This is a genomic window from Kitasatospora sp. NPDC004799 (genome assembly GCF_040609095.1).
GTDB lineage: Bacteria > Actinomycetota > Actinomycetes > Streptomycetales > Streptomycetaceae > Kitasatospora.
Window position 1 is genome coordinate 1 of record NZ_JBEXJK010000080.1, and the last position, 25676, is coordinate 25676.

Below are 25676 nucleotides of genomic sequence, written 5' to 3' on the forward strand. Positions count from 1 at the left end.
GGCGCGCCGCGCCCGCGGCCTGGCCGCGACGGCGATCGCCTGGGGCCCCTGGGCGGGCTCCGGGATGGCGGCCGAGGCCGACGCGGAGGAGCAGCTGCGTCGTCGTGGACTGCACGGCATGGCGCAGGAGTTGGCGACCGAGGCGCTGGCCGGGGCGATCGGCGGCGGACAGCCGGCGGTCACCGTGGCCGACGTCGACTGGGAGCGCTTCGCCCCCGGCTACACCGCGCTGCGGCGGAGCCCGCTGATCGGGGACCTGCCGGAGGTCCAGTCGGCCCTGGCGGCCGGTCAGGCCGGTGAGGGCGGCCAGGGTGGCGGGGCCGACGACGCGGCGGCCGAACTGCGCGCCCGGCTCGGCGGGTTGACCGACGGGGAGCGGCGGCAGTCGCTGCTCGACCTGGTCCGCGGCACCGTCGCGGAGGCCCTCGGGCACGCCTCGGCGGCCGAGGTGAAGGCCGACCGCTCGTTCAAGGACCTCGGATTCGACTCCCTCACCGCGGTCGAGCTGCGGAACCAGCTCACCGCGGCCACCGGCCACCGCCTCCCGGCCACGCTGGTCTTCGACCACCCCACGCCGAGGGCGCTCGCCGAACACCTCACCGCGGAACTGTTCCCGGCGGGCGGTGACGCGGCCGGCCCCGAGGGCGGGGAGGCGCGGATCCGCCAGGCGCTGGCCACGGTCCCGCTGTCCCGACTCCGGGAGGCCGGAGTGCTGGAAACCCTGCTGGATATCGCCGGTTTGCACGACGACGTCCAGGAATCGGACGGCTCGGACGGAGAGGAGGGCGCGGCGGCCATCGACGACATGGACGTCGACAGCCTGATCCAGATGGCGTTCGAGAACACCGATTCCGATTCCTGACGATTTTCGCGAGAAGTGTGGAGCTCATGATGGCCTCGTCCAACGACAAGATGCTTGAGGCGCTTCGGGCGTCCCTGAAGGAGACCGAGCGACTCCGGCAGCAGAACCGGCACCTCCAGGCCGCCTCCCGGGAGCCGATCGCGATCGTCGCGATGAGCTGCCGCTTCCCCGGCGGGGTGCGCACCCCCGAGGAGCTGTGGCGGCTGGTCGCCGACGGCGCGGACGCGATCTCGGTGTTCCCCGAGGACCGCGGTTGGGACACCGAGGGCGTCTACCACCCGGACCCGGCGAACCACGGGACCACCTACTCCCGCGAGGGCGGTTTCCTCGCCGACGCGGGCCGCTTCGACGCGGACTTCTTCGGGATCTCGCCGCGTGAGGCGCTGGCCATGGACCCGCAGCAGCGGCTGCTGCTGGAGACCTCCTGGGAGGCCTTCGAACGGGCGGGCATCGACCCGGTCGCGCTGAAGGGCAGCCAGGCCGGCGTCTTCGTCGGCGCCGCCTCCTCGGGCTACGCCTCGTCGCTCCGCGAGGTGCCCGAGGGCCTGGAGGGGCACCTGCTGACCGGCAACGCCGGCAGCGTGGTCTCCGGCCGCCTCGCGTACTCCTTCGGCCTGGAGGGACCGGCCGTCACCGTCGACACCGCGTGCTCGTCCTCGCTGGTCGCCCTGCACCTGGCCGTCCAGTCGCTGCGCGGCGGCGAGTGCTCGCTCGCCCTCGCCGGCGGCGTGACCGTGATGGCCACGCCCGACACCTTCATCGAGTTCAGCCGCCAGCGCGGCCTGGCCGCCGACGGCCGCTGCAAGTCCTTCGCGGCGGGCGCCGACGGCACCGGCTGGTCCGAGGGCGTCGGCATCCTCCTGCTGGAGCGGCTGTCCGACGCCCGCCGCCTCGGGCACCCGGTGCTGGCCGTGGTGCGCGGCACCGCCGTCAACCAGGACGGTGCCAGCAACGGCCTCACCGCCCCCAACGGCCCCGCCCAGCAGCGGGTCATCCGCCAGGCCCTCGCCAACGCCCGCCTCACCGGCGACCAGGTCGACGCGGTCGAGGCGCACGGCACCGGCACGGTCCTCGGCGACCCGATCGAGGCGCAGGCGCTGCTCGCCACCTACGGCCAGGACCGGCCGGAGGGGCAGCCGCTGTGGCTCGGCTCGCTCAAGTCGAACCTCGGGCACACCCAGGCCGCCGCCGGCGTGGCGGGCGTGATGAAGATGGTCCTGGCGATCCGGGCCGGGGTGCTGCCGAAGACCCTGCACGTGGACGAGCCGTCGCCGAAGGTGGACTGGGAGGCGGGCGCGGTCGAGCTGTTGACCGAGGCCAGGGACTGGCCGGAGACCGGGCACCCGCGCCGGGCCGGCGTGTCCGCGTTCGGCGTCAGCGGCACCAACGCGCACGCCGTCGTCGAGGCCGCCCCGGCCGCCGACACCGACGAGCCCGGCCCCGCCGCCGGCCCCGGCGCGCTCCCGGCCGCCGGGCCCGTCCCGTGGGTCTTGTCCGCGCGCACCGAGAAGGCGCTGCGCGCCCAGGCCCGGCGCCTCGGCGACCACATCGGTGCGCACCCCGAGGCCCACTCGGCCTCCGTGGCCGCCTCGTTGGCGGCGTCGCGGGCCTCCCTGGAACACCGGGCGGTGCTGCTGGTCGACGGCCCGGACGCGGCCGAGCGAGCGCTGCACGCCTTCGCCGAGGGGTCGGACGACCCGGTGGCGGCGCGCGGGACGGCGGACGAGGCGCGGACGGCGTTCCTGTTCACGGGGCAGGGGAGTCAGCGGCTCGGGATGGGGCGTGAGCTGTACGAGGCCTTCCCGGTGTTCGCGGAGGCCTTCGACGCGGTGTGCGCTCGGGTGGAACTGCCGCTGAAGGAGGCGGTGTTCGGCGAGGATGCTTCGGTGCTGTCCCGGACCGAGTTCACGCAGCCGGCGCTGTTCGCGGTTGAGGTGGCGCTGTTCCGGCTGTTCGAGAGCTGGGGGGTGCGGCCGGACTTCCTGGTCGGGCACTCGATCGGTGAGCTGTCCGCCGCGCACGTGGCGGGTGTGCTGTCGCTGGACGACGCGGTGGCTCTGGTGGCGGCGCGTGGCCGGCTGATGCAGGCGCTGCCCGAGGGTGGCGCGATGGTGGCGGTCAAGGCGGCCGAGGCCGAGGTGCTGCCGCTGCTGACCGACGGCGTGAGCATCGCGGCGGTCAACGGGCCGACGTCCGTGGTGATTTCGGGCGACGAGTCCGAAGTCCTGGCGATCGCCGGTCAGTTTGAGAAGACCAAGCGGCTCAACGTCTCGCACGCGTTCCACTCGCCGCTGATGGACGGCATGTTGGCGGAGTTCCGCCGCGTCGCCGAGGGCCTGGCCTTCTCGGCGCCGCGCATCCCGGTCGTCTCCAACGTGACCGGTGAACTCGCGACCGCCGAGGAGCTGTGCTCCCCCGAGTACTGGGTCCGGCACGTCCGCCAGGCCGTCCGCTTCGCCGACGGCATGCGGACGCTGGAGGCCCAGGGCGTCTCCGTCTTCGTCGAGCTCGGCCCGGACGGCGTCCTGTCCGCACTGGGCGAGGGCGGCGTCTTCGTCCCCGCCCTGCGGGCCGGGCGCCCCGAGGTCCGGACCGCGCTGACCGCGCTCGCCACCGCGTACGTGCACGGCGCGGCGGTCGACTGGCGGGCTCTCCTCGTCGGCCCGGACACCCGGCCCGTCGACCTGCCGACCTACGCCTTCCAGCACGAGTGGTTCTGGCTGGAGACCGGCCGCACCGCCGTGCCGACGTCCGCCGAGGGCGTGTCCGCCCCGGCCGACGGCGCGGACTCGGCGTTCTGGGAGGCCGTCGAGCAACAGGACCTCCGCTCGCTCGCCACCGCCCTGGACCTGGACTCGGACGACCTGGACGCCTCGGCGGACGCGCTCGCGCCCGCCCTGCCCGTCCTCTCGCACTGGCACCGGCGGCGCCGCGCCCGCTCCACCGTGGACGGCTGGCGCTACCGCACCGTGTGGAACCCGCTGACCGACCTGCCGTCCGGTGCCCTCACCGGCACCTGGCTGCTCGTCCACCCGGACGGCGGGCCCGAGGACACCTGGACCGGCGCCGTCGCCGGGGCCCTGGAGAGAGGCGGCGCACACGTCCTCCGGCTCCCCGTCCCCGCGGGCGGGCCCGGCCGGGACGCGCTGGCCGAGCGGCTGCGCGACGCCGTGGCGGACCCGGCCGCGCTGGGCGGCGTGCTGTCGCTGCTCGCGCTGGGCGCCGGATCCCACCCCGAGCACTCCGTGCTGACCGCCGGGCTGGCCGACAGCCTCGCCCTGGTGCAGGCGCTGGGTGACGCGGGTGTCGTGGCGCCGCTGTGGCTGGCGACGTCGGGTGCGGTGTCGACCGGTCGCGCGGACCGGGTGCGGGCCGCGGTGCAGGCGCAGGTGTGGGGTCTGGGCCGGGTGGTGGCCCTGGAGGCGCCGGAGCGCTGGGGCGGTCTGGTGGACCTGCCCGAGGTGCTGGACGGGCGTGCGCAGGGTCGTCTGGTGGCCGTGCTGGCGGGTGTCGGTGGCGAGGACCAGGTCGCGGTGCGGGCGTCGGGCGTGTTCGTCCGCCGTCTGGTCCGTGCGTCGGCGTCGGCTGCGGGTGCGGTGGCCGGTGCGTGGTCGCCGCGCGGCACGGTGCTGGTCACGGGTGGGACGGGGGCGCTGGGCGCGCACGTGGCGCGGTGGCTGGCGGGCAACGGTGCCGAGCACCTGGTGCTGGCCGGCCGTCGGGGCCTGGACGTCCCGGGCGCGGTCGAGCTGCGGGACGAGCTGACCGCCCTGGGTGTCCGGGTGACCGTCGCGGCCTGCGACGTCGCCGACCGTACGGCCGTCGCGGCGCTGCTGGCCGAGCACCCCGTGAACGCCGTCGTCCACACCGCCGGCGTCAACCACCTGGCGCTGCTCCCCGACGCGCGGCCCGAGGAGTTCGCCGACGTCCTGGCCGCCAAGGTCGGCGGCGCCGCCCACCTGGACGAGCTGCTCGGCGACACCGAGCTGGACGCCTTCGTCCTCTTCTCCTCGATCTCCGGCGTCTGGGGCAGCGGCGGCCAGGCCGCCTACGCGGCCGCCAACGCCTACCTGGACGCCCTGGCCGAGGCGCGCCGCGCCCGCGGCCTGGCCGCGACGGCGATCGCCTGGGGCCCCTGGGCGGACGGCGGCATGGCCGCCGAGGACGACGCGGAGGAGCAGCTGCGCCGCCGCGGCCTGCCCGTGATGGCCCCCGAGCTGGCGATCGCCGCCCTGGCGCACGCCCTCGACCACGACGAGACCGCGCTGACCGTCGCCGACGTGGACTGGGCGCGCTTCGCCCCCGCCTTCACCGCGCTCCGCGCGCGCCCGCTGATCGCGGACCTCCCGGACGTCCGCCGCCTGCCGGCCGCCGCCACCCGGGATGACGGCCCGGCCGAGGCCGTCTCCCCCTGGGCCGCGCGCGTCGCGGGCCTCTCCCCGCTGGACCGCGGCCGCGTCCTGGAGGAGCTGGTGCGCGACGCCGTCGCCGCCGTCCTCGGACACGCCGGCGCGGACGCCGTCGACCCCGCGCGGGCCTTCAAGGACCTCGGCTTCGACTCGCTGACCGCCGTCGAGCTGCGCAACCGCCTGAACGCGGCCACCGGCCTGAGCCTGCCCGCCACCCTGGTCTTCGACCACCCCACCGCCGCGGCCCTCGGCGCCCACCTCGGCGCCGAACTCCTCGGCACCGGCACCCTCGACGCCGAGCCGGACGCACCCGCCGTCCGCACGGCCGCCGACGACGAGCCGATCGCCATCGTCGGCATGGCCTGCCGCTACCCCGGCGGTGTCCAGTCGCCCGAGGACCTCTGGCAGCTCGTGCTCGACGGCACCGACGCCGTCGGGGACTTCCCGACCGACCGCGGCTGGGACCTCCGCGGCCTGGGCGGCGCCCTCGGCGGCCGACCGGACACCTCCTACGCGCGCACCGGCGGATTCCTCCACGGCGCGAGCGAGTTCGACCCGGCGTTCTTCGGCATCAGCCCGCGCGAGGCGCTGGCGATGGACCCGCAGCAGCGCCTGCTGCTGGAGACCTCCTGGGAGGCCCTCGAACGGGCCGGCATCACCCCCGCCTCGCTGCGCGGCACGGCGACCGGCGTCTTCGCCGGCACCAACAGCCAGGACTACGCCGCCCTGCTGGCCGGGCAGGAGTCGACCGAGGGACACCTCGCCACCGGCACCGCCGCCAGCGTCGTCTCCGGCCGCCTGGCCTACACCTTCGGGCTGGAGGGCCCGGCGGTCACCGTCGACACCGCCTGCTCCTCCTCGCTGGTGGCGCTCCACCTGGCGGCCCAGGCGCTGCGCAACGGCGAGTGCACGATGGCGCTCGCCGGCGGTGTCGTCGTGATGTCCACCCCCGGCACCTTCGTGGAGTTCAGCAAGCAGGGCGGACTGGCGGCGGACGGCCGCTGCAAGCCGTTCGCGGCCGCCGCGGACGGCACGGGCTGGGGCGAGGGCGCGGGCATGCTCCTGCTGGAGCGCCTCTCCGACGCGCAGCGCCACGGGCACCCCGTGCTCGCCGTCGTGCGCGGTTCGGCGATCAACCAGGACGGTGCGAGCAACGGCCTGACGGCGCCGAACGGCCCCGCGCAGCAGCGCGTCATCCGGCAGGCCCTCGCCAACGCCGGCCTGACCGCCGGTGAGGTCGACGCGGTGGAGGCGCACGGGACGGGTACCCGGCTGGGCGACCCGATCGAGGCGCAGGCGCTGCTCGCCACGTACGGGCAGGAGCGCGGCGGCGAAGAGCCGCTCTGGCTGGGCTCGTTGAAGTCCAACCTCGGGCACACCCAGTCGGCCTCCGGCGTCGGTGGCGTGATCAAGATGGTCATGGCGATGCAGCACGGCGTGCTGCCGCGGACCCTGCACGTGGACGAGCCCACTCCGCACGTCGACTGGTCCTCCGGGGCCGTCGCGCTGCTCACCGAGGCCCGCGACTGGCCCGTGACCGGTGCGCCGCGCCGGGCCGGTATCTCCTCCTTCGGCATGAGCGGCACCAACGCCCACGTCATCCTCGAGCAGGCCGCCGTCGAGCCTGCCGGGACGGATGAGGGGACGGCGCCGTCGCGCGGCTCCGAGCCCGCGCTCTGGGCCCTGTCGGGCCGTAGCGAGGCCGCCCTCGCCGCGCAGGCCGGCCGCCTCCGCGCCCACCTGCAGGCCCGGCCGGACCTCTCGGTCGCGGACCTCGCCTACTCCCTCGCCGCCACCCGCACCCACCACGAGCACCGCGCCGTCCTGCTCGGCGACAGCCGTACCGCCCTCCTGGACGGCCTGACCGCCCTGGTCGAGCAGACGGACCGGCCCGGACTCGTCCGGGGCGTGGCCGCGGGCGGGAAGCTGGCGTTCCTGTTCACGGGGCAGGGGAGTCAGCGGCCGGGGATGGGGCGTGAGCTGTACGACGCCTTCCCGGTGTTCGCCGACGCGTTCGACGCGGTGTGTGCGCGGGTGGAACTGCCGCTGCGGGAAGCGGTGTTCGGTGACGACCCGGCGGTATTGGCTCGGACCGAGTTCACGCAGGTGGCGTTGTTCGCCGTTGAGGTGGCGCTGTTCCGGCTGTACGAGAGCTGGGGGGTGCGCCCGGACTTCCTGGTCGGGCACTCGATCGGTGAGTTGGTGGCCGCGCACGTGGCGGGCGTCCTCACCCTGGACGACGCTGTCGCCCTCGTCGCGGCGCGTGGTCGGCTGATGCAGGCGCTGCCCGAGGGTGGTGCGATGGTCGCGGTCAAGGCTGCGGAGGCCGAGGTGCTGCCGCTGCTGACCGGTGGCGTGAGCGTCGCGGCGGTCAACGGTCTGACGTCGGTGGTGATTTCGGGCGAGGAGTCCGAAGTTTTGGCCATTGCTGCGCAGTTCGGGAAGACCAAGCGTCTGACCGTCTCGCACGCGTTCCACTCGCCGTTGATGGACGGCATGTTGGCGGACTTCCGTCGCGTCGCCGAGGGCCTGACGTACGCGGCTCCGCAGATCGCGGTGGTCTCCAACGTGACCGGCGAGGTTGCGACGGCCGAGGAGCTGTGCTCGCCCGAGTACTGGGTGCGGCACGTCCGCCAGGCCGTCCGGTTCCTGGACGGCATGCGGACGCTCGAAGCCGAGGGCGTCACCACCTTCGTCGAGCTGGGCCCGGACGGCGTGCTGTCGGCCATGGGCCAGGAGTGCCTCGACGGCGGTGAGTTCACCGCCTCGCTGCGCCGCGACCGCGCGGAGGTGCCGTCCGCAGTCACCGCTCTGGCGGTCGCGCACGTCAACGGCGCCGAGCTGGACCTGACCTCGTTCTTCGCCGGATCGGGTGCTCGGCGGGTTGAGCTGCCGACGTACGCGTTCCAGCGCGAGCGGTACTGGCCGGCGGTGGCGTCGGGCTGGCTGGGCGAGATCGCGTCGCTGGGCCTGGGTGCGGCGGATCATCCGTTGCTGGGTGCGGGTGTGTCGTTGGCGGATGCGGACGGGTTCCTGTTCACGGGTCGGTTGTCGGTGGAGTCGCATCCGTGGCTGGCGGATCACGTGGTGCTGGGTTCGGTGATCGTTCCGGGGACCGGTTTCGTGGAGCTGGCGGTGCGGGCGGGTGACCAGGTGGGTTGCTCGTCGGTGGAGGAGCTGACGCTGGAGGCTCCGCTCGTGCTGCCGGAGTCCGGTGGTGTGCAGGTTCAGGTCCGGGTGGGTACGGCGGACGGCGAGGGCCGTCATTCGGTGACCGTCCACTCGCGGGCCGAGAGTGCCGGCGAGGACGGCGTCTGGACCCGTCATGTCTCGGGTGTGTTGGCGGAGGGTTCGTCGGCCGAGGGTGAGGGTCTGGTGGAGTGGCCGCCGGCGGGTGCCGAGGCGGTGGATCTGGACGGTTTCTACGGCGCGATGGAGGGCGTCGGGTTCGGGTACGGCCCGGTGTTCCAGGGTCTGCGGGCGGCGTGGCGTCGTGGCGGTGAGGTGTTCGCCGAGGTGGCGTTGCCGGAGGCGGTGGCGGGGGAGGCGGCCGGGTTCGGTCTGCACCCGGCTTTGCTGGATGCGGCGTTGCACGCGGTCGGTCTCGGCGGTTTGGTGTCGGATGCGGGGGCGGGTCGTCTTCCGTTCGCGTGGTCGGGTGTGTCGCTCGTCGCCTCGGGCGCGGGTGCGCTGCGGGTACGGCTGGCGGCCGCCGGGACGGATGCGGTGTCGCTGACGCTGGCGGATGCCGAGGGCCGGCCGGTGGGTGCAGTGGATTCGCTGGCTCTGCGGCCGGTGGTGGCCGGGCAGTTGGCGGCGGCGGGCAGTCGTGGCGCCGAGTCGCTGTTCGGTGTGGACTGGGCGCAGATCGTGCCGGGCGAGGCCTCCGAGGTCGTTCTCGTGGGTGATCTCGGTGAGTTGGGCGAGAGTGTGCCGTCGTTGGTGGCGGTGGAGTTCGGTGCGGCCGGTGATGTGCACACCGCTGCGGTTCGGGCGCTGGAGCTGGTGCAGGGCTGGTTGGCGGAGGAGCGGTTCGCGGCTTCGCGGCTGGTGGTCGTGACGCGTGGCGCAGTGGCCGTCGACGGGCGGGAGACTGTCGAGGGCCTGGCGCAGTCGGTGGTGTGGGGTCTGGTGCGCTCCGCGCAGTCGGAGAACCCGGACCGGTTCGTGCTGCTGGACCTGGAGGCGGGCGCCGAGCTGCCGCGAGACGTCTTCGAGTGCGGAGAGTCGCAGGTCGCGGTGCGCGGGGGCGTGGCGTTCGCGCCGCGTCTCGTCCGGGCCGCCGGGTCCGGTGGCGAAGTGTCGCTGGGCGAGGGCACGGTGCTGGTTACTGGTGGCACGGGCGGTCTGGGCTCGTTGGTGGCCCGGCACCTGGTGGCCGACCTCGGCGTGCGGAGCCTGCTGCTGACCAGCCGCCGTGGCCTGGACGCGCCGGGCGCGATCGACCTGCGGGATGAACTGACCGGGCTCGGTGCACAGGTCGCCATTGCGGCCTGTGATGTGAGTGACCGGCAGGCCGTGGCCGACCTGCTGGCCGAGCACGCACTGAGCGTGGTCGTCCACACGGCGGGTGTGCTGGACGACGGTGTGGTGTCGTCGCTGACCCCGGAGCGGCTGGAGGCCGTGCTGCGTCCGAAGGTGGATGCGGCGGTGATCCTCGATGAGCTGACGGCCGGGATGGACCTGTCGGCGTTCGTGCTCTTCTCCTCGGCGTCCGGTGTGTTCGGTGCGGCGGGTCAGGGCAACTACGCGGCGGCGAACGCGTTCCTGGACGCCCTCGCCGCCCGCCGACGGGCCAACGGCCTGCCGGGCACGTCCCTGGCCTGGGGCCTGTGGGCCGAGGACGGCGGCATGTCCGCCGCCCTGAGCGACGCGGACATCCGGCGCCTGGCCCGCGCGGGTGTCGCCCCGCTGCGCTCCCAGGAGGGTCTGGCCCTGTTCGACCGCGCGCTGACCATCGACCGTGCGCTGGTGGTGCCGATGCACCTGGACGCGGCCGCGATGGTCGGTTCGGGTGACGTCCCGTCGCTGCTGCGCGCGCTGGTGCGTGCGCCCCGCCGCCGCAAGGTCGCCGTCAGCAGCGGTTCCGCCGCCACGCTGGTGGGGCAGCTGAGCGCCCTGCCGGCCGAGGAGCAGCACCGCGCCCTGCTGGACCTGGTCCGAGACAACGCCGCGACGGCCCTGGGCTACCCGTCCGCCGACGCGGTGGACGCGAACCGGGCCTTCCGTGAGCTGGGCTTCGACTCGCTGACCGCCGTCGAGCTGCGCAACCGCCTCAACGCGGCCACCGGCCTGCGGCTGCCGGCCACGCTGGTCTTCGACTACCCGAACCCGACCGCGCTGTCCGACCACCTGCACGCCGAACTGCTCGGCCACCTCGCCCCGGCCGCGGCCACCGCGGTCGTCAAGGCCCGGACGGCCTCCGCCGGGGACGACGAGCCGATCGCGATCGTCGGCATGGCCTGCCGCTACCCGGGCGGCGTCCAGTCGCCCGAGGACCTCTGGCAGCTCGTGCTCGACGGCGGCGACGGCATCTCGTTCTTCCCGACCAACCGCGGCTGGGACGTCGACGGTCTCTTCGACCCGGACTCCGTCCGCTCGGGCACGACGTACACCCGTGAGGGCGGCTTCCTGCACGACGCCGACGCGTTCGACCCGGTGTTCTTCGGCATCAGCCCGCGTGAGGCGCTGGCGATGGACCCGCAGCAGCGGCTGCTGCTGGAGACGTCCTGGGAGGCCTTCGAACGGGCCGGCATCGACCCGGCGACGCTGCGCGGCAGCGCGACCGGCGTGTTCGCCGGCGTGATGTACCACGACTACGCCGCGCGCCTGCAGACCATCCCCGAGGAGGTCGAGGGGTACCTGGGCACCGGCAACGCGGGCAGCGTCCTGTCCGGCCGGCTGGCCTACACCTTCGGGCTGGAGGGCCCGGCGGTCACCGTCGACACGGCCTGCTCCTCCTCCCTGGTCGCGCTCCACCTGGCCGCGCAGGCGCTGCGCAACGGTGAGTGTACGATGGCCCTCGCGGGCGGCGTGACCGTCATGGCCACCCCCGGCACCTTCATCGAGTTCAGCAAGCAGCGCGGCCTGGCGGCCGACGGACGCTGCAAGTCCTTCGCCGCGGCGGCGGACGGGACCGGCTGGTCCGAGGGCGTCGGCATGCTGCTCGTCGAGCGGCTGTCCGACGCGCAGCGCAACGGCCACCGGGTGCTGGCCGTCATGCGCGGCTCGGCTGTCAACCAGGACGGCGCCAGCAACGGCCTCACCGCCCCCAACGGGCCGTCGCAGCAGCGGGTCATCCGCCAGGCCCTCGCCAACGCCCGCCTCACCTCCGACCAGATCGACGTGGTCGAGGCGCACGGCACCGGTACCTCGCTCGGCGACCCGATCGAGGCGCAGGCGCTGCTGGCCACGTACGGGCAGGAGCGCGACGGCGAAGAGCCGCTCTGGCTGGGCTCGTTGAAGTCCAACCTCGGGCACACGCAGGCCGCCGCCGGCGTGGCGGGCGTCATCAAGATGGTGATGGCGATCCGGGCCGGGGTGCTGCCGCAGACCCTGCACGTCGACGAACCGTCCCCGCACATCGACTGGAGCGCGGGTGCGGTCGAGCTGCTGACCGAGGCCCGGCCGTGGCCGGAGACGGGGCGTCCGCGCCGGGCGGCCGTCTCCTCCTTCGGCATCAGCGGCACCAACGCCCACACCATCATCGAACAGGCCCCGGCGGAGACGCGGGCGGCCACGGTCGTCGTCGAGCCGCGCGACACTCCGGCCGCCGTCACGCCGTTCGTCGTCACGGCACGCGGGGCGCTCGCCCTGCGCGGCCAGGCCGAGCGCCTGCACGCGCTGGTGGCAGCGGACGCCGAGGTCGCGGTGGCGGACGTCGCGCACTCGCTGGTGACCACCCGCACGGTCATGGAGCAGCGGGCCGTCGTCCTCGGCGGGGACCGGGACACCCTGGTCTCCGGCCTCCGGGCCCTGGCCGACGGCCAGTCCGACCCGCACGTGGTGCACGGCGCGGTGTCGGGCGGGAAGCTGGCGTTCCTGTTCACGGGGCAGGGGAGTCAGCGGCTCGGGATGGGGCGTGAGCTGTACGACGCCTTCCCGGTGTTCGCGGAGGCCTTCGACGCGGTCTGCGAGCGTGCTGAACTTCCGCTGAAGGAGGTCGTGGTCGGCGAGGACGCGGTGGTGTTGGCTCGGACCGAGTTCACGCAGGTGGCGTTGTTCGCCGTTGAGGTGGCGCTGTTCCGGCTGTTCGAGAGCTGGGGTGTGCGTCCGGACTTCCTGGTCGGGCACTCGGTGGGTGAGCTGGCGGCCGCGCATGTGGCGGGTGTGTTGTCGCTGGACGACGCTGTCGCCCTCGTCGCGGCGCGTGGCCGGCTGATGCAGGCGCTGCCCGAGGGTGGTGCGATGGTGGCGGTGAGGGCTGCGGAGGCCGAGGTGCTGCCGCTGCTGACCGCTCAGGTGAGCGTCGCTGCGGTCAACGGGCCGACGTCGGTGGTGATTTCGGGTGAGGAGTCCGAAGTCCTGGCGATTGCCGGGCAGTTCGAGAAGTCGAAGCGGCTGGACGTTTCGCACGCGTTCCACTCCCCGCTGATGGACGGGATGCTGGACGATTTCCGTCGCATCGCCGAGGGCCTGACCTTCTCGGCGCCGCGCATCCCGGTCGTCTCCAACGTGACCGGCGAGGTCGCGACGGCCGAGGAGCTGTGCTCGCCGGAGTACTGGGTGCGCCACGTCCGCCAGGCCGTCCGGTTCGTGGACGGCATGCGGACCCTGGAGGCCGAGGGCGTCTCCACCTTCGTGGAGCTGGGTCCGGACGGTGTGCTGTCGGCGATGGGCCAGGAGTGCGTCGAGCAGGGCGTGTTCGCGCCCGTGCTGCGCGCCGAGCGTCCGGAGCCGCGTACGGCGGTGGCCGCGCTGGCGACGGCCTTCGTGAACGGCGCTGCCGTCGACTGGCACAGCCTGACCTCGCAGGTCGGCGCCCGCCGGGTCGACCTGCCGACGTACGCCTTCGAGCACGAGAGCTTCTGGCTCCACGTCCCGGCAGCGGCCGGAGACATGACGGCGGCCGGTCTGAGTGCGGCGGATCATCCGTTGCTGGGTGCGGGTGTGTCGTTGGCGGATGCGGACGGGTTCCTGTTCACGGGTCGGTTGTCGGTGGAGTCGCATCCGTGGCTGGCGGATCACGTGGTGCTGGGTTCGGTGATCGTTCCCGGGACCGGCTTCGTGGAGCTGGCGGTGCGGGCGGGTGACCAGGTGGGTTGCTCGTCGGTGGAGGAGCTGATGTTGGAGGTGCCGTTGGTGCTTCCGGTGTCGGGTGGTGTGCAGGTCCAGGTGACGGTGGGCGCGGCCGATGCCGACGGGCGTCGTTCGGTGGCGGTGCACGGTCGGGCCGATGGCGCCTCGGAGTGGGTCCGCCATGCCTCGGGCATGTTGGCGGAGGTGTCGCCGGCCCAGGGTGAGGGTCTGGTGGAGTGGCCGCCGGCGGGTGCCGAGGCGGTGGACGTGGAGGCCTTCGCGGCGGGTCTGGCGGAGGCGGGGCTCGGGTACGGGCCGGCGTTCCAGGGTCTGCGGGCGGCCTGGCGTCGTGGTGGTGAGGTGTTCGCAGAGGTGGCGTTGCCGGAGTCGGTGGCGGGGGATGCCCGTTCGTTCGGGCTGCACCCGGCGCTGCTGGATGCGGCGGTGCAGGCCGTGGGTCTGGGCGGGTTCGTCCGGGCGGACGGCCAAGCGCACCTGCCGTTCGCGTGGACCGGTGTCGAGCTCCACGCCTCGGGCGCCGACGTCCTGCGGGTGCGGCTGACGGCCGCTGGTGCGGATGCGGTGTCGCTGACGCTGGCGGATGCCGAGGGCCGGCCGGTGGGTTCGGTGGAGTCGCTGGCTCTGCGGCCGGTGGCGGCCGGGCAGTTGGCGGCGGCGGGTGCCGGTGGTGGCGAGTCGCTGTTCGGTGTGGACTGGGCGGAGATCGTGCCGGGCGAGGCCTCCGAGGTCGTTCTCGTGGGTGATCTCGGTGAGTTGGGCGAGAGTGTGCCGTCGTTGGTGGCGGTGGAGTTCGGTGCGGCCGGTGATGTGCACGCCGCTGCGTCCCGGGCGCTGGAGCTGGTGCAGGGCTGGTTGGCGGAGGAGCGGTTCGCCGCTTCGCGTCTGGTGGTCGTGACGCGCGGCGCTGTGGCCGTGGACGCGCGGGAGACTGTCGAGGGTCTGGCGCAGTCGGTGGTGTGGGGTCTGGTGCGCTCCGCGCAGTCGGAGAACCCGGACCGGTTCCTGCTGCTGGATCTGGAGGCGGGCGCCGAGCTGCCGCGAGACGTCTTCGAGTGCGGTGAGCCGCAGGTGGCGGTGCGCGAGGGTGTGGCGTTCGCGCCGCGTCTCGTGCGGGCCGCCGGGTCCGGTGGTGAGGTGTCTCTCGGTGAGGGAACCGTGCTCGTCACGGGCGGCACGGGCGGTCTTGGCTCTCTCGTCGCCCGCCACCTCGTGGTCGAGCACGGGGTGCGGAGTCTGCTGCTGACCAGTCGCCGTGGCCTGGACGCGCCGGGCGCGGTCGAACTGCGGGACGAACTGACCGAGTTGGGCGCCGGGGTCGAGATCGTCGCGTGTGACGTCGCCGATCGTGACGCGGTCGCCGGGCTGCTGGAGGGCCGGTCGCTGAGTGCGGTCGTCCACACGGCGGGTGTGCTGGACGACGGGGTGGTGTCGTCGCTGACCCCGGAGCGTCTGGAGGCCGTGCTGCGTCCGAAGGTGGACGCGGCGGTGATCCTCGATGAGCTGACGGCCGGGATGGACCTGTCGGCGTTCGTGCTCTTCTCCTCGGTATCCGGTGTGTTCGGTGCGGCGGGGCAGGGCAACTACGCGGCGGCGAACGCGTTCCTGGACGCCCTCGCCGCCCGCCGACGCTCGCAGGGCCTGCCCGGTACGTCGCTGGCCTGGGGCCTGTGGGCGGAGGACGGCGGCATGGCCACCACCCTCGGCGAGGCCGATGTCCGCCGGCTGGCCCGCGCGGGTGTCGCGCCGCTGCGCTCGCAGGAGGGTCTGGCGCTGTTCGACCGCGCGCTGACCACCGACCGCGCGCTGGTGGTGCCGATGCACCTGGACGCGGCCGCGATGGTCGGCACGGGCGAGGTCCCGCCGCTGCTGCGCGCGCTGGTGCGCGCACCGCGCCGCCGGACGGCGGCCGCCGGAGCCGGTAGCGCCGGTGCGGGTGGGCTGGCCGAGCGCCTGCTCGGCCTGTCGGCGGCGCGTCGGGACGAGGCGGTGCGCGAGGTGGTGCGTACCCAGGTCGCGGAGGTGCTGGGCTACGGTTCGGTCGAGGCCGTGGACCTGACGCGCGCCTTCCGTGAGCTGGGCTTCGACTCGCTGACGGCCGTCGAGCTGCGCAACCGCATGAATGCCGTGACCGGTCTGCGGCTGCCGGCGACGCTGGTGTTCGACTACCCGACGCCGTCCGTCCTGGCGGACTTCGTCCGGGACGAGTTGGTGGGCGAGGCGCCGGTCGTGGCCTCGGCGGTCCCGGTGGCGGTGGTCGGCGAGGACGACCCGATCGCGATCGTCGGCATGGCCTGCCGCTACCCGGGCGGCGTCCAGTCGCCCGAGGACCTGTGGCGCCTGGTCGCGCAGGGCGGTGACGGGATCTCGCTGTTCCCGACCGACCGCGGCTGGGACCTCGACGCCCTCTACCACCCGGACCCGGAGCACCTGGGCACGAGCTACACCCGCGAGGGCGGCTTCCTGCACGACGCGGGCCGCTTCGACGCCGCCTTCTTCGGCATCTCGCCGCGTGAGGCGGTCACCATGGACCCGCAGCAGCGCCTGCTGCTGGAGACGTCCTGGGAGACCTTCGAGCGGGCCGGCATCGACCCGGCGACACTGCGCGGCACCGCGACCGGCGTGTTCGCCGGCGTGATGTACCACGACTACACCTCGCTGCTGGCGAACGCGGAGGAGGACGTCGAGGGCCACCTGGGCACGGGCAACGCGGGCAGCGTGGTCTCCGGCCGGCTGGCCTACACCTTCGGGCTGGAGGGCCCGGCGGTCACGGTCGACACCGCCTGCTCCTCCTCCCTCGTCGCCCTGCACTGGGCGATCCAGGCGCTGCGCAGCGGCGAGTGCACGATGGCGCTCGCCGGCGGCGTGACGGTGATGTCCACCCCGGCCGCGTTCGTCGAGTTCAGCCGTCAGCGCGGGCTCTCGGCCGACGGGCGCTGCAAGGCGTTCTCGGACGACGCGGACGGGACCGGCTGGTCGGAGGGCGTCGGCATGCTGCTCCTGGAGCGGCTGTCGGACGCGCAGCGCCACGGCCACCAGGTGCTGGCCGTGGTGCGCGGCTCCGCGATCAACCAGGACGGTGCCAGCAACGGCCTCACCGCGCCGAACGGCCCCGCCCAGCAGCGGGTCATCCGGCAGGCCCTCGCCAACGCCCGCCTCACCTCCGACCAGGTCGACGTGGTCGAGGCACACGGCACGGGCACCACCCTCGGCGACCCGATCGAGGCGCAGGCGCTGCTCGCCACGTACGGGCAGGAGCGCAGCGGCGAAGAGCCGCTCTGGCTGGGCTCGTTGAAGTCCAACATCGGGCACACCCAGGCGGCGGCCGGTGTCGGCGGCATCATCAAGATGGTCATGGCGATGCAGCACGGCGTGCTGCCGCAGACCCTGCACGTCAACGAACCGTCCCCGCGCATCGACTGGACGTCGGGCGCGGTCGAGCTGCTGACCGAGGCGCGGCCCTGGCCGGAGACCGGCCGTCCGCGCCGGGCGGCCGTCTCCTCCTTCGGGTTCAGCGGCACCAACGCCCACGCCGTCATCGAACAGGCCCCCGCCACCGAACCGCAGGACGCTCCCAAGGCCGAGAGCGGCGACCGCCCGCTGCCGTGGGTGCTGTCCGGCCGCACCGAGGCCGCCCTGCGGGACCAGGCGCTCCGCCTGCGTGCCCGCCTGGAGGAGGCGGGCGACCCGATGGACACCGCCTTCTCACTCGCGGTCGCGCGGGGTCGCTTCGACCACCGCGCGGTGGTGACGGCGGCCGACCGGGACGGGGTACGGCGTGCCCTCGCCGCGCTCGCCCGGGGCGAGTTCGCGGACGGCCTGGTCCAGGGCGTGGCCGATTCCGGCAGGCTGGCGTTCCTGTTCACGGGCCAGGGGAGTCAGCGGCCGGGGATGGGCCGGGAGCTGTACGAGGCGTACCCGGTGTTCGCGCAGGCCTTCGACGCGGTCTGCGAGCGTGCTGAACTTCCCCTGAAGGAGGTCGTGTTCGGCGAGGATGCCGAGCTGCTGGCGCGTACCGAGTTCACCCAGCTCGCGCTGTTCGCGGTCGAGGTGGCGCTGTTCCGGCTGTACGAGAGCTGGGGGGTGCGCCCGGATGTCCTGGTCGGGCACTCGGTCGGCGAACTCGCCGCCGCCCACGTGGCGGGCGTGCTCTCGCTGGACGACGCGGTCACCCTGGTCGCGGCGCGCGGCCGGCTGATGCAGGCGCTGCCCGAGGGCGGTGCGATGGTGGCGGTGAAGGCCGCCGAGGCCGAGGTCCTGCCGCTGCTGACCGACAACGTGGGCATCGCGGCGGTCAACGGGCCGACGTCCACGGTGATTTCGGGCGAGGAGTCCGAAGTCCTGGCGATCGCAGCGCAGTTCGAGAAGACCAAGCGGCTCAACGTCTCGCACGCCTTCCACTCCCCGCTGATGGACGCCATGCTGGAGGACTTCCGCAACGTCGCCGAGGGGCTGACGTACGCCGAGCCGGTCATCCCGCTCGTCTCCAACGTCACGGGCGAGGTCGCCACCGCCGAGGACCTGTGCTCGCCCGACTACTGGGTCCGGCACGTCCGCCAGGCCGTCCGGTTCCTCGACGGCATGCGGACCCTGGAGGCCCAGGGCGTCACCACCTACCTCGAACTGGGCCCCGACGGCGTCCTGTCGGCCATGGCCCAGGAGTGCGTCGAGCAGGGCGACTTCGCCCCGGCGCTGCGCTCCGGCCGCCCCGAGGCGCAGACCGCGCTGACGGCCCTGGCCACCGCCCACGCCCACGGCGCGGGCGTCGACTGGTCGGCCTTCTTCGCCGGCACCGGCGCCCGCCGCACCGACCTGCCCACCTACCCCTTCCAGCGCGAGCGCTACTGGCCGCCGGTCGGTGCCCGCCGGGCCGGGGACGCGACGGCCTTCGGGCTCGGGCGGACGGACCACCCGCTGCTCGGCGCGGCGGTGGCCCTGGCCGACGGCGACGGCCACCTGTTCACCGGCAGCCTGTCGCGCCTCACCCACCCCTGGCTGGCGGAGCACGCGGTCGCCGGCACGGTCATCCTGCCCGGCACGGCGTTCGTCGAGCTGGTGCTGCGCGCGGCGGACGAGGTCGGCTGCGCGGGCCTGGAGGAGCTGACCCTGGCGGCGCCGCTGGTGCTGCCCGAGCTGGGCGGGGTCGCCGTTCAGGTGCTGGTCGGCGGCGCGGACGGGGACGGGCGCCGCCCGGTGAGCGTCCACTCGCGCCCGGACCGCGGGTCGACGGACTCCCCGTGGACGCGGCACGCGACCGGTGTGCTGACCGCGGCGGCCGTGGGCGCGCCGACGGAAGACGCCCTCGCGGACTGGCCGCAGACCGGGGCCGAGGCGGTGGCCGTCGACGGCTGGTACGAGGGCCTGGCCGAGGCCGGGTTCGGCTACGGCCCGGTGTTCCGGGGCCTGCGGGCCGCCTGGCGGCGCGGCGGGGAGGTGTTCGCCGAGGTCGCCCTCCCGGAGGAGGCGGCCGGCCAGGCCGCGGCGTTCGGCCTGCACCCGGCGCTGCTGGACGCCGCCCTGCACGCGATCGGGCTGGGCGCCCTGGTGGACCGGGCCGGCGACGGTCTGCTGCCGTTCTCCTGGAGCGGGGTGGCCCTGCACGCCTCCGGTGCCGCCGCACTGCGGGTGCGGCTGGCGGCGGCGGGCCGTGACGCGGTCGCGCTGACCGTCGCCGACACCGCCGGCCGTCCGGTGGCGACGGTGGACTCGCTGGTGCTGCGCCCGGTGGACCGGGAGCAGCTCGCCGGGGCGGGGAGCACGGCCCACCAGGACGCGCTGTTCCGGCTGGCCTGGTCGGCTCCGGCGGCCGACGGCCTCGACTCGGCCGCTGCCGGGGGCCGGTGGGCGCTGCTGGGCGAGGACGCCTTCGGCGTGGCCGGGGCGCTGGCGGCCGCCGGTGTCGTGCCGGAGCACCACGCCGACCTGTTCGGCCTGCTGGAGGCCGCCGCGCCCGACGTCCTGCTGCTCACCTGCGAGGCCGACGGCCCGCACCAGGGCCTCCAGGCGGACCGCGCCGACGACGCCCGCGTCGCCGCCCTCCGGGTGCTGACGCTGGTGCAGGCGTTCCTCGCCGAGGAGCGCTTCGCCGGCACCCGCCTGGTGCTGCTCACCCGGGGCGCGACGGCCGCTGCCGAGGGTGACACCGTGCCGGACCCGGGTGCCGCCACGGTCTGGGGGCTGGTGCGGTCCGCGCAGTCGGAGCACCCGGGGCGGTTCGTCCTGGTCGACCTGGACGGCACGGCGGCCTCCGCCCGGGCGCTGCCCGCCGCCCTGGCGAGCGAGGAGCCGCAACTGGCCGTACGCGGCGGCGGGTTGCTGGTGCCGCGGCTGGTCCGGGCCGGGGCTGCGGCCGGGGCCGCGGGCGGGCCGTCGAAGGCCCCGAACCCGGACGGGACCGTGCTGCTCACCGGCGCCACCGGCGCGCTCGGCGGCCTGATCGCCCGGCACCTGGTGGCCGGGCACGGGGCGCGCCACCTGCTCCTGCTCAGCCGCCGCGGTGCCGCCGCGGACGGGGCGCGGGAGCTGGCCGAGGAGCTCACCGCCCTCGGCGCGACGGTCACCTTCGCGGCCTGCGACGCGGCCGACCGGGAGGCGCTGGGGAAGGTGCTCGCCGCCGTCCCCGCCGCGCACCCGCTCACGGCGGTGGTGCACACGGCCGGGGTGCTCGCCGACGGCGTGATCGGCTCGCTCACGCCCGAGCGGCTGGACGCGGTGCTGCGGCCCAAGGTCGACGCCGCGCTCCACCTGCACGAACTGACGAAGGATCAGGAGCTGGACTCCTTCGTCCTGTTCTCCTCGGCGGCGGGTACGCTGGGCAACGCCGGCCAGGCGAACTACGCGGCGGCCAACGCCTTCCTCGACGCGCTCGCGCAGCACCGGAGGGCCCACGGGCTGCCGGCCACCTCGCTCGCCTGGGGGCTCTGGGAGCAGTCCGGCGGGATGGCCGCCCGGTTGGAGGGCGCGGGGACGCGCCGGATGGCCCAGGGCGGGGTCTCGGCGCTGACCGGGCCGCAGGGGCTGGCGCTGTTCGACCGGGCGCTGGCCGGGGGCGAGCCGGTGCTGGTGCCGATCGCCCTGGACCCGCGGGTGCTGCGGGCCCGGTCCGCCGGTGCCGCGGTGCCGGCCGTGCTGCGGGCCCTGGTCCCGGCGGCCGCCCGGCGCACGGTGGACGCCTCGGGCGACGCCGCCGACGCGCTGCGGCAGCGGCTCGCGGCCGCGGAGCCGGAGGAGCGGGAGCGGATCCTGCTCGACCTGGTCCGGGCGCAGGGTGCGGCGGTGCTCGGCCACCCGGGCCCCGACGCGGTGGCCCCCGGGCGCGGCTTCCTGGAGCAGGGCTTCGACTCGCTGACCGCGGTCGAGCTGCGCAACCGGCTCGGCGCCGCGACCGGCCTGCAGCTGCCGGCCACGCTGCTGTTCGACCACCCGAGCCCCGCCGCCCTGGCCGGGCACCTGGTCGGTGTGCTGCTGGCCGCCGGACCGGGCGGCGCCGAGCCGGTGTTCGGTGAACTCGGCCGGTTGGAGGCGGCGTTGGAGGCGGCCCGGGAGTCCGGCCCGCTGGACGACGCGGCCCGGGCCGGTCTGACCGCCCGACTGCAGGCCCTGCTCGCCGCGTGGGGGACGCCCGGACCGGGGGACGGCGAGGCCGTCGCCGAACGGCTCGGCGAGGCCAGTGACGACGACCTCTTCGACTTCATCGACAACGAGCTGGGGCTCTGACCTCGTGCGTATGCGACTTTGTGACAACTTCCGGACGGGGGAGCACCGTGGTGAATGAGGACAAGCTTCGCGACTACCTCAAGCGGGTGACCGCGGACCTGCACCAGACGCGGTTGCGGCTGCGCGAGGTGGAGGCGGCGGATCAGGAGCCCATCGCGATCGTGGCGATGAGCTGCCGCTACCCGGGTGGCGTCGCCTCGCCCGAGGACCTGTGGGAGCTGGTCGCCGCCGGCGGCGACGGCGTGTCGGCGTTCCCGACCGACCGCGGCTGGGACCTCGACGCGCTCTACTCCCCGGACCCGGACCGTCCCGGCACCTCGGTCACCCGGGAGGGCGGGTTCCTGTACGGGGCGGGCGAGTTCGACCCGGCCTTCTTCGGGATCTCGCCGCGCGAGGCCCTGGCCATGGACCCGCAGCAGCGGCTGCTCCTGGAGACCTCCTGGGAGGCCATCGAGCGGGCCGGCATCGACCCCGGGACGCTGCGCGGCAGCGCGACCGGCGTGTTCGCCGGCGTGATGTACCACGACTACGCCGCCCGGCTGTCCGTGGTGCCGGAGGGCGTCGAGGGCTACCTCGGCACCGGCAGCTCGGGCAGCATCGCCTCCGGCCGGGTCGCCTACACCCTCGGTCTGGAGGGCCCGGCGGTCACCGTCGACACGGCCTGCTCCTCCTCCCTGGTCGCCCTGCACTGGGCCGTCCGGGCGCTGCGCCGCCAGGAGTGCACCCTCGCGCTGGCCGGCGGCGTCACGGTGATGGCCACCCCCGGCGCCTTTATCGACTTCAGCCGCCAGCGCGGCCTCGCCCGCGACGGCCGGTGCAAGGCCTTCTCGGCGGACGCCGACGGCACCGGCTGGGCCGAGGGCGCGGGCATGCTGCTGCTGGAGCGGCTGTCCGACGCGCAGCGCAACGGGCACCCGGTGCTCGCCGTGGTGCGCGGCAGCGCGATCAACCAGGACGGTGCCAGCAGTGGGCTCACCGCCCCCAACGGGCCGTCGCAGCAGCGCGTCATCCGCCAGGCCCTCGCCGACGCCCGTCTCACCTCCGACCAGGTGGACGCGGTCGAGGCGCACGGCACCGGCACCACCCTCGGGGACCCGATCGAGGCCCAGGCCCTGCTGGAGACCTACGGGCAGCACCGTGCCGGGGACCCGCTGTGGCTCGGCTCGCTCAAGTCGAACATCGGCCACACCCAGGCGGCGGCCGGCGTCGGCGGCGTCATGAAGATGGTGCTCGCCATGCGGGCCGGGGTGCTCCCGCGGACCCTGCACGCCGAGGAGCCGTCCCCGCACATCGACTGGGCCTCCGGCGCCGTCGAGCTGCTGACCGAGGCCCGGCCGTGGCCCGAGACCGGCGCGCCGCGCCGCGCGGGCGTGTCCTCCTTCGGCTTCAGCGGCACCAACGCCCACGTCGTCCTGGAGCAGGCCCCCGCGCCGGACGCGGAGCCCGGCGAGGCCCCGGCCGCCCCGGCCGTGCTGCCGTGGGTGCTCTCGGGCCGGACGGAGGGCGCGCTGCGGGAGCAGGCCGGACGGCTGCTGACGCGGCTGGACGGAGGGGCGGACGCTCCGCTCGACGTCGCGTACTCCCTGGCCACCGGCCGGGCACAGCACGAGAACCGGGCGGTCGTCGTCGGCCGCGACCGTGACGAACTCCTCGCCGGAGTGCGGGCGTTGGCGGACGGCCGACCCGCCGCCGGTGCGGTCACCGGAGTGAGCGGCGAGGGGCGGACGGCGTTCCTGTTCACGGGCCAGGGGAGTCAGCGGCCGGGGACGGGCCGGGAGCTGTACGAGGCGTACCCGGTGTTCGCGCAGGTCTTCGACGCGGTCTGCGAACGTACGGAAATTCCCCTGAAGGACGCCGTGTTCGGCGAGGACGCCGAGGTGCTGGCGCGTACCGAGTTCACGCAGCTCGCGCTGTTCGCGGTCGAGGTGGCGCTGTTCCGGCTGTACGAGAGCTGGGGTGTGCGCCCGGACTTCCTGGTCGGCCACTCGATCGGTGAGCTGGCCGCCGCGCACGTGGCGGGCGTGCTCTCGCTCGACGACGCCGTCACGCTGGTGGCGGCCCGGGGCCGGCTGATGCAGGCGCTGCCGGCCGGTGGTGCGATGGTGGCCGTCAAGGCCGCCGAGGCCGAGGTCCTGCCGCTGCTGACCGGCGGCGTGAGCATCGCCGCGGTCAACGGGCCGACCGCCACCGTGATTTCGGGCAGCGAATCCGAAGTCCTGGCGATCGCCGGGCAGTTCGAGAAGACCAAGCGTCTCAACGTCTCGCACGCGTTCCACTCCCCGCAGATGGACGGGATGCTGGCGGACTTCCGCAGGGTCGCCGCAGGCCTGACCTTCTCGGCGCCGCGCATCCCGGTCGTCTCCAACGTCACGGGCGAGGTTGCGACGGCCGAGGAGCTGTGCTCGCCCGATTACTGGGTGCGCCACGTCCGCGAGGCCGTCCGGTTCCTGGACGGCATGCGGACCCTGGAGGCCCAGGGCGTCACCACCTGCCTCGAACTGGGCCCCGACGGCGTCCTGTCGGCCATGGCCCAGGAGTGCGTCGAGCAGGGCGACTTCGCCCCCGCGCTGCGCTCCGGCCGCCCCGAGGCGCAGACCGTGCTGACGGCCCTGGCCACCGCCCACGTCCACGGCTCCGACGTCGACTGGCACGCGGTGTTCGCCGGCACCGGCGCCCGCCGCACCGACCTGCCCACCTACCCCTTCCAGCGCGAGCACTTCTGGCTCCACCCGCCGGCCGTGCCGCCGGGCAGCCCGATCGGCCTGGGCCAGAGCCCCGCCGGCCATCCGCTGCTGGGCGCGGCGGTCTCGGTGGCGGGCGCGGACGGCGTGCTGTTCACCGGCCGGCTGTCGGCGCACGCGCACCCGTGGCTGGCCGATCACGCGGTGGCCGGCACCGTGATCCTGCCCGGCACGGCCTTCGTCGAGCTGGCGGTGCGGGCCGGCGACCAGGCCGGCTGCTCGCGGCTGGACGAGCTGACGCTGGAGGCCCCGCTGGTGCTGCCGGAGTCCGGCGGTACGCAGGTCCAGGTCTGGGTGGGCACGGCGGACGGGGAGGGCCGCCGCGCGGTGACCGTCCACTCGCGCGCCGAGAGCGCGGGCGAGGACGGCCCCTGGACGCGCCACGCCTCGGGCGTGGTCTCGGCGGCGCTGCCGTCCGCGCCGGTCGCGGACGCCGACGGTGCCTGGCCGCCGGCGGGCGCCGAGGCGCTGGACGTGGAGGGCTTCCGGGCCGACATGGCGGCCGCCGGCTTCGGCTACGGCCCGGCCTTCCGCGGTCTGCGGGCCGCCTGGCGCCGGGGCGGTGAGGTGTTCGCCGAGGCCGGGCTGCCCGAGGCCGTCAGCGGGGACGCGCGCTCCTTCGGGCTGCACCCGGCCCTCCTGGACGCGGCCGTGCAGGCCGTGGGCCTGGGCGGGTTCGTCGCGGCCGACGGCGCCCACCTGCCGTTCGCCTGGACCGGCGTCGAGCTCCACGCCTCGGGCGCCGACGCCCTGCGGGTGCGGCTGACGGCCGCCGGTCCGGACGCCGTCTCGCTGGCCCTCTCCGACACCGACGGCCGCCCCGTCGGCGCGGTCGAGTCGCTGGCCCTGCGCCCGCTCGCCCCCGGCGCCCTGACGGCCGGCGACGGTGCGGCCGACGCGCTGTTCGCCCTGGACTGGACCGCGCTGCCCGCCCCGGCCGGCCCCGCCCCCGCCGAGTCCTCCGACAGCCCGTCCGACCGCCCGTCCGGCTGGGCGCTGGTCGGCCGGGACCGGCTCGGCCTCGCGGAGGAGCTGCGCGCCGCCGTCGGGCCGGTCGACGAGTTCGCGGGCCTGCCGGACCTGCTGGCAGCCCTGGACGGCGGCGCCGAGGCCCCGGGAACGGTCCTCGTCCCCTGGGCGACCGAGCCCGCCACCGCGGACCTGCGGACGGCGGCCCGCGACGCGGCCTGCTTCGCGCTGGCGCTGGCCCAGGCCTGGCTGGCCGACGAGCGCCTCGCCCGCACCCGCCTGGTCCTGGTGACCAGGGGCGCCGTCGCGCACCCGGGCGAGGACGTCGCCGACCCGGCCGCCGCCGCCCTGTGGGGCCTGCTGCGCTCGGCGCAGTCCGAGCACCCCGACCGCCTGGTGCTGCTGGACCTCGACCCGGCGGACGGGCCGCGGCAGCTCACCGCCCTGCCGGGCGCGCTGGACGGCGGGGAGCCCCAGCTGTCGCTGCGCGCCGGACGGGCGTACGCGCCCCGGCTGGCCCGGGCCGCGGGCGGCACCGACCTGCCGGCCCTGGATCCGGAGGGCACGGTGCTGGTGACCGGCGCCACCGGTTCGCTCGGCGCCCTGGTGGCGCGCCACCTGGTGACCCGGTACGGCGCCCGCCGCCTGCTGCTGGTCGGGCGGCGCGGCCCGGCCGCCGACGGCTGGCCGGAGCTGCGGCGGGAGCTGGCCGAGCTGGGTGCC

Annotated in this window: 3 protein-coding genes; all 3 read left to right on the plus strand. The window is 75.2% G+C overall.

Annotated features, from left to right (window positions below; translation table 11 throughout):
- A partial coding sequence (locus ABZW03_RS13335) for a beta-ketoacyl reductase (protein ID WP_355256099.1) occupies positions 1-862 on the plus strand: 862 nt, incomplete at its 5' end.
- 26 nt (positions 863-888) lie between these two features.
- Positions 889-21243, plus strand: a complete 20355-nt coding sequence (locus ABZW03_RS13340; protein ID WP_355256102.1) for a type I polyketide synthase — start codon at positions 889-891, stop codon at positions 21241-21243.
- Positions 21240-25676: beta-ketoacyl synthase N-terminal-like domain-containing protein (locus ABZW03_RS13345; protein ID WP_355256105.1), on the plus strand; the 4437-nt coding region annotated here is incomplete at its 3' end. The genes ABZW03_RS13340 and ABZW03_RS13345, both read left to right, overlap by 4 nt.

Excerpts from the sequence above, each read along its gene's own strand:
- ABZW03_RS13340 (WP_355256102.1), top strand. The coding sequence starts at position 889 with ATGATGGCCTCGTCCAACGACAAGATGCTTGAGGCGCTTCGGGCGTCC.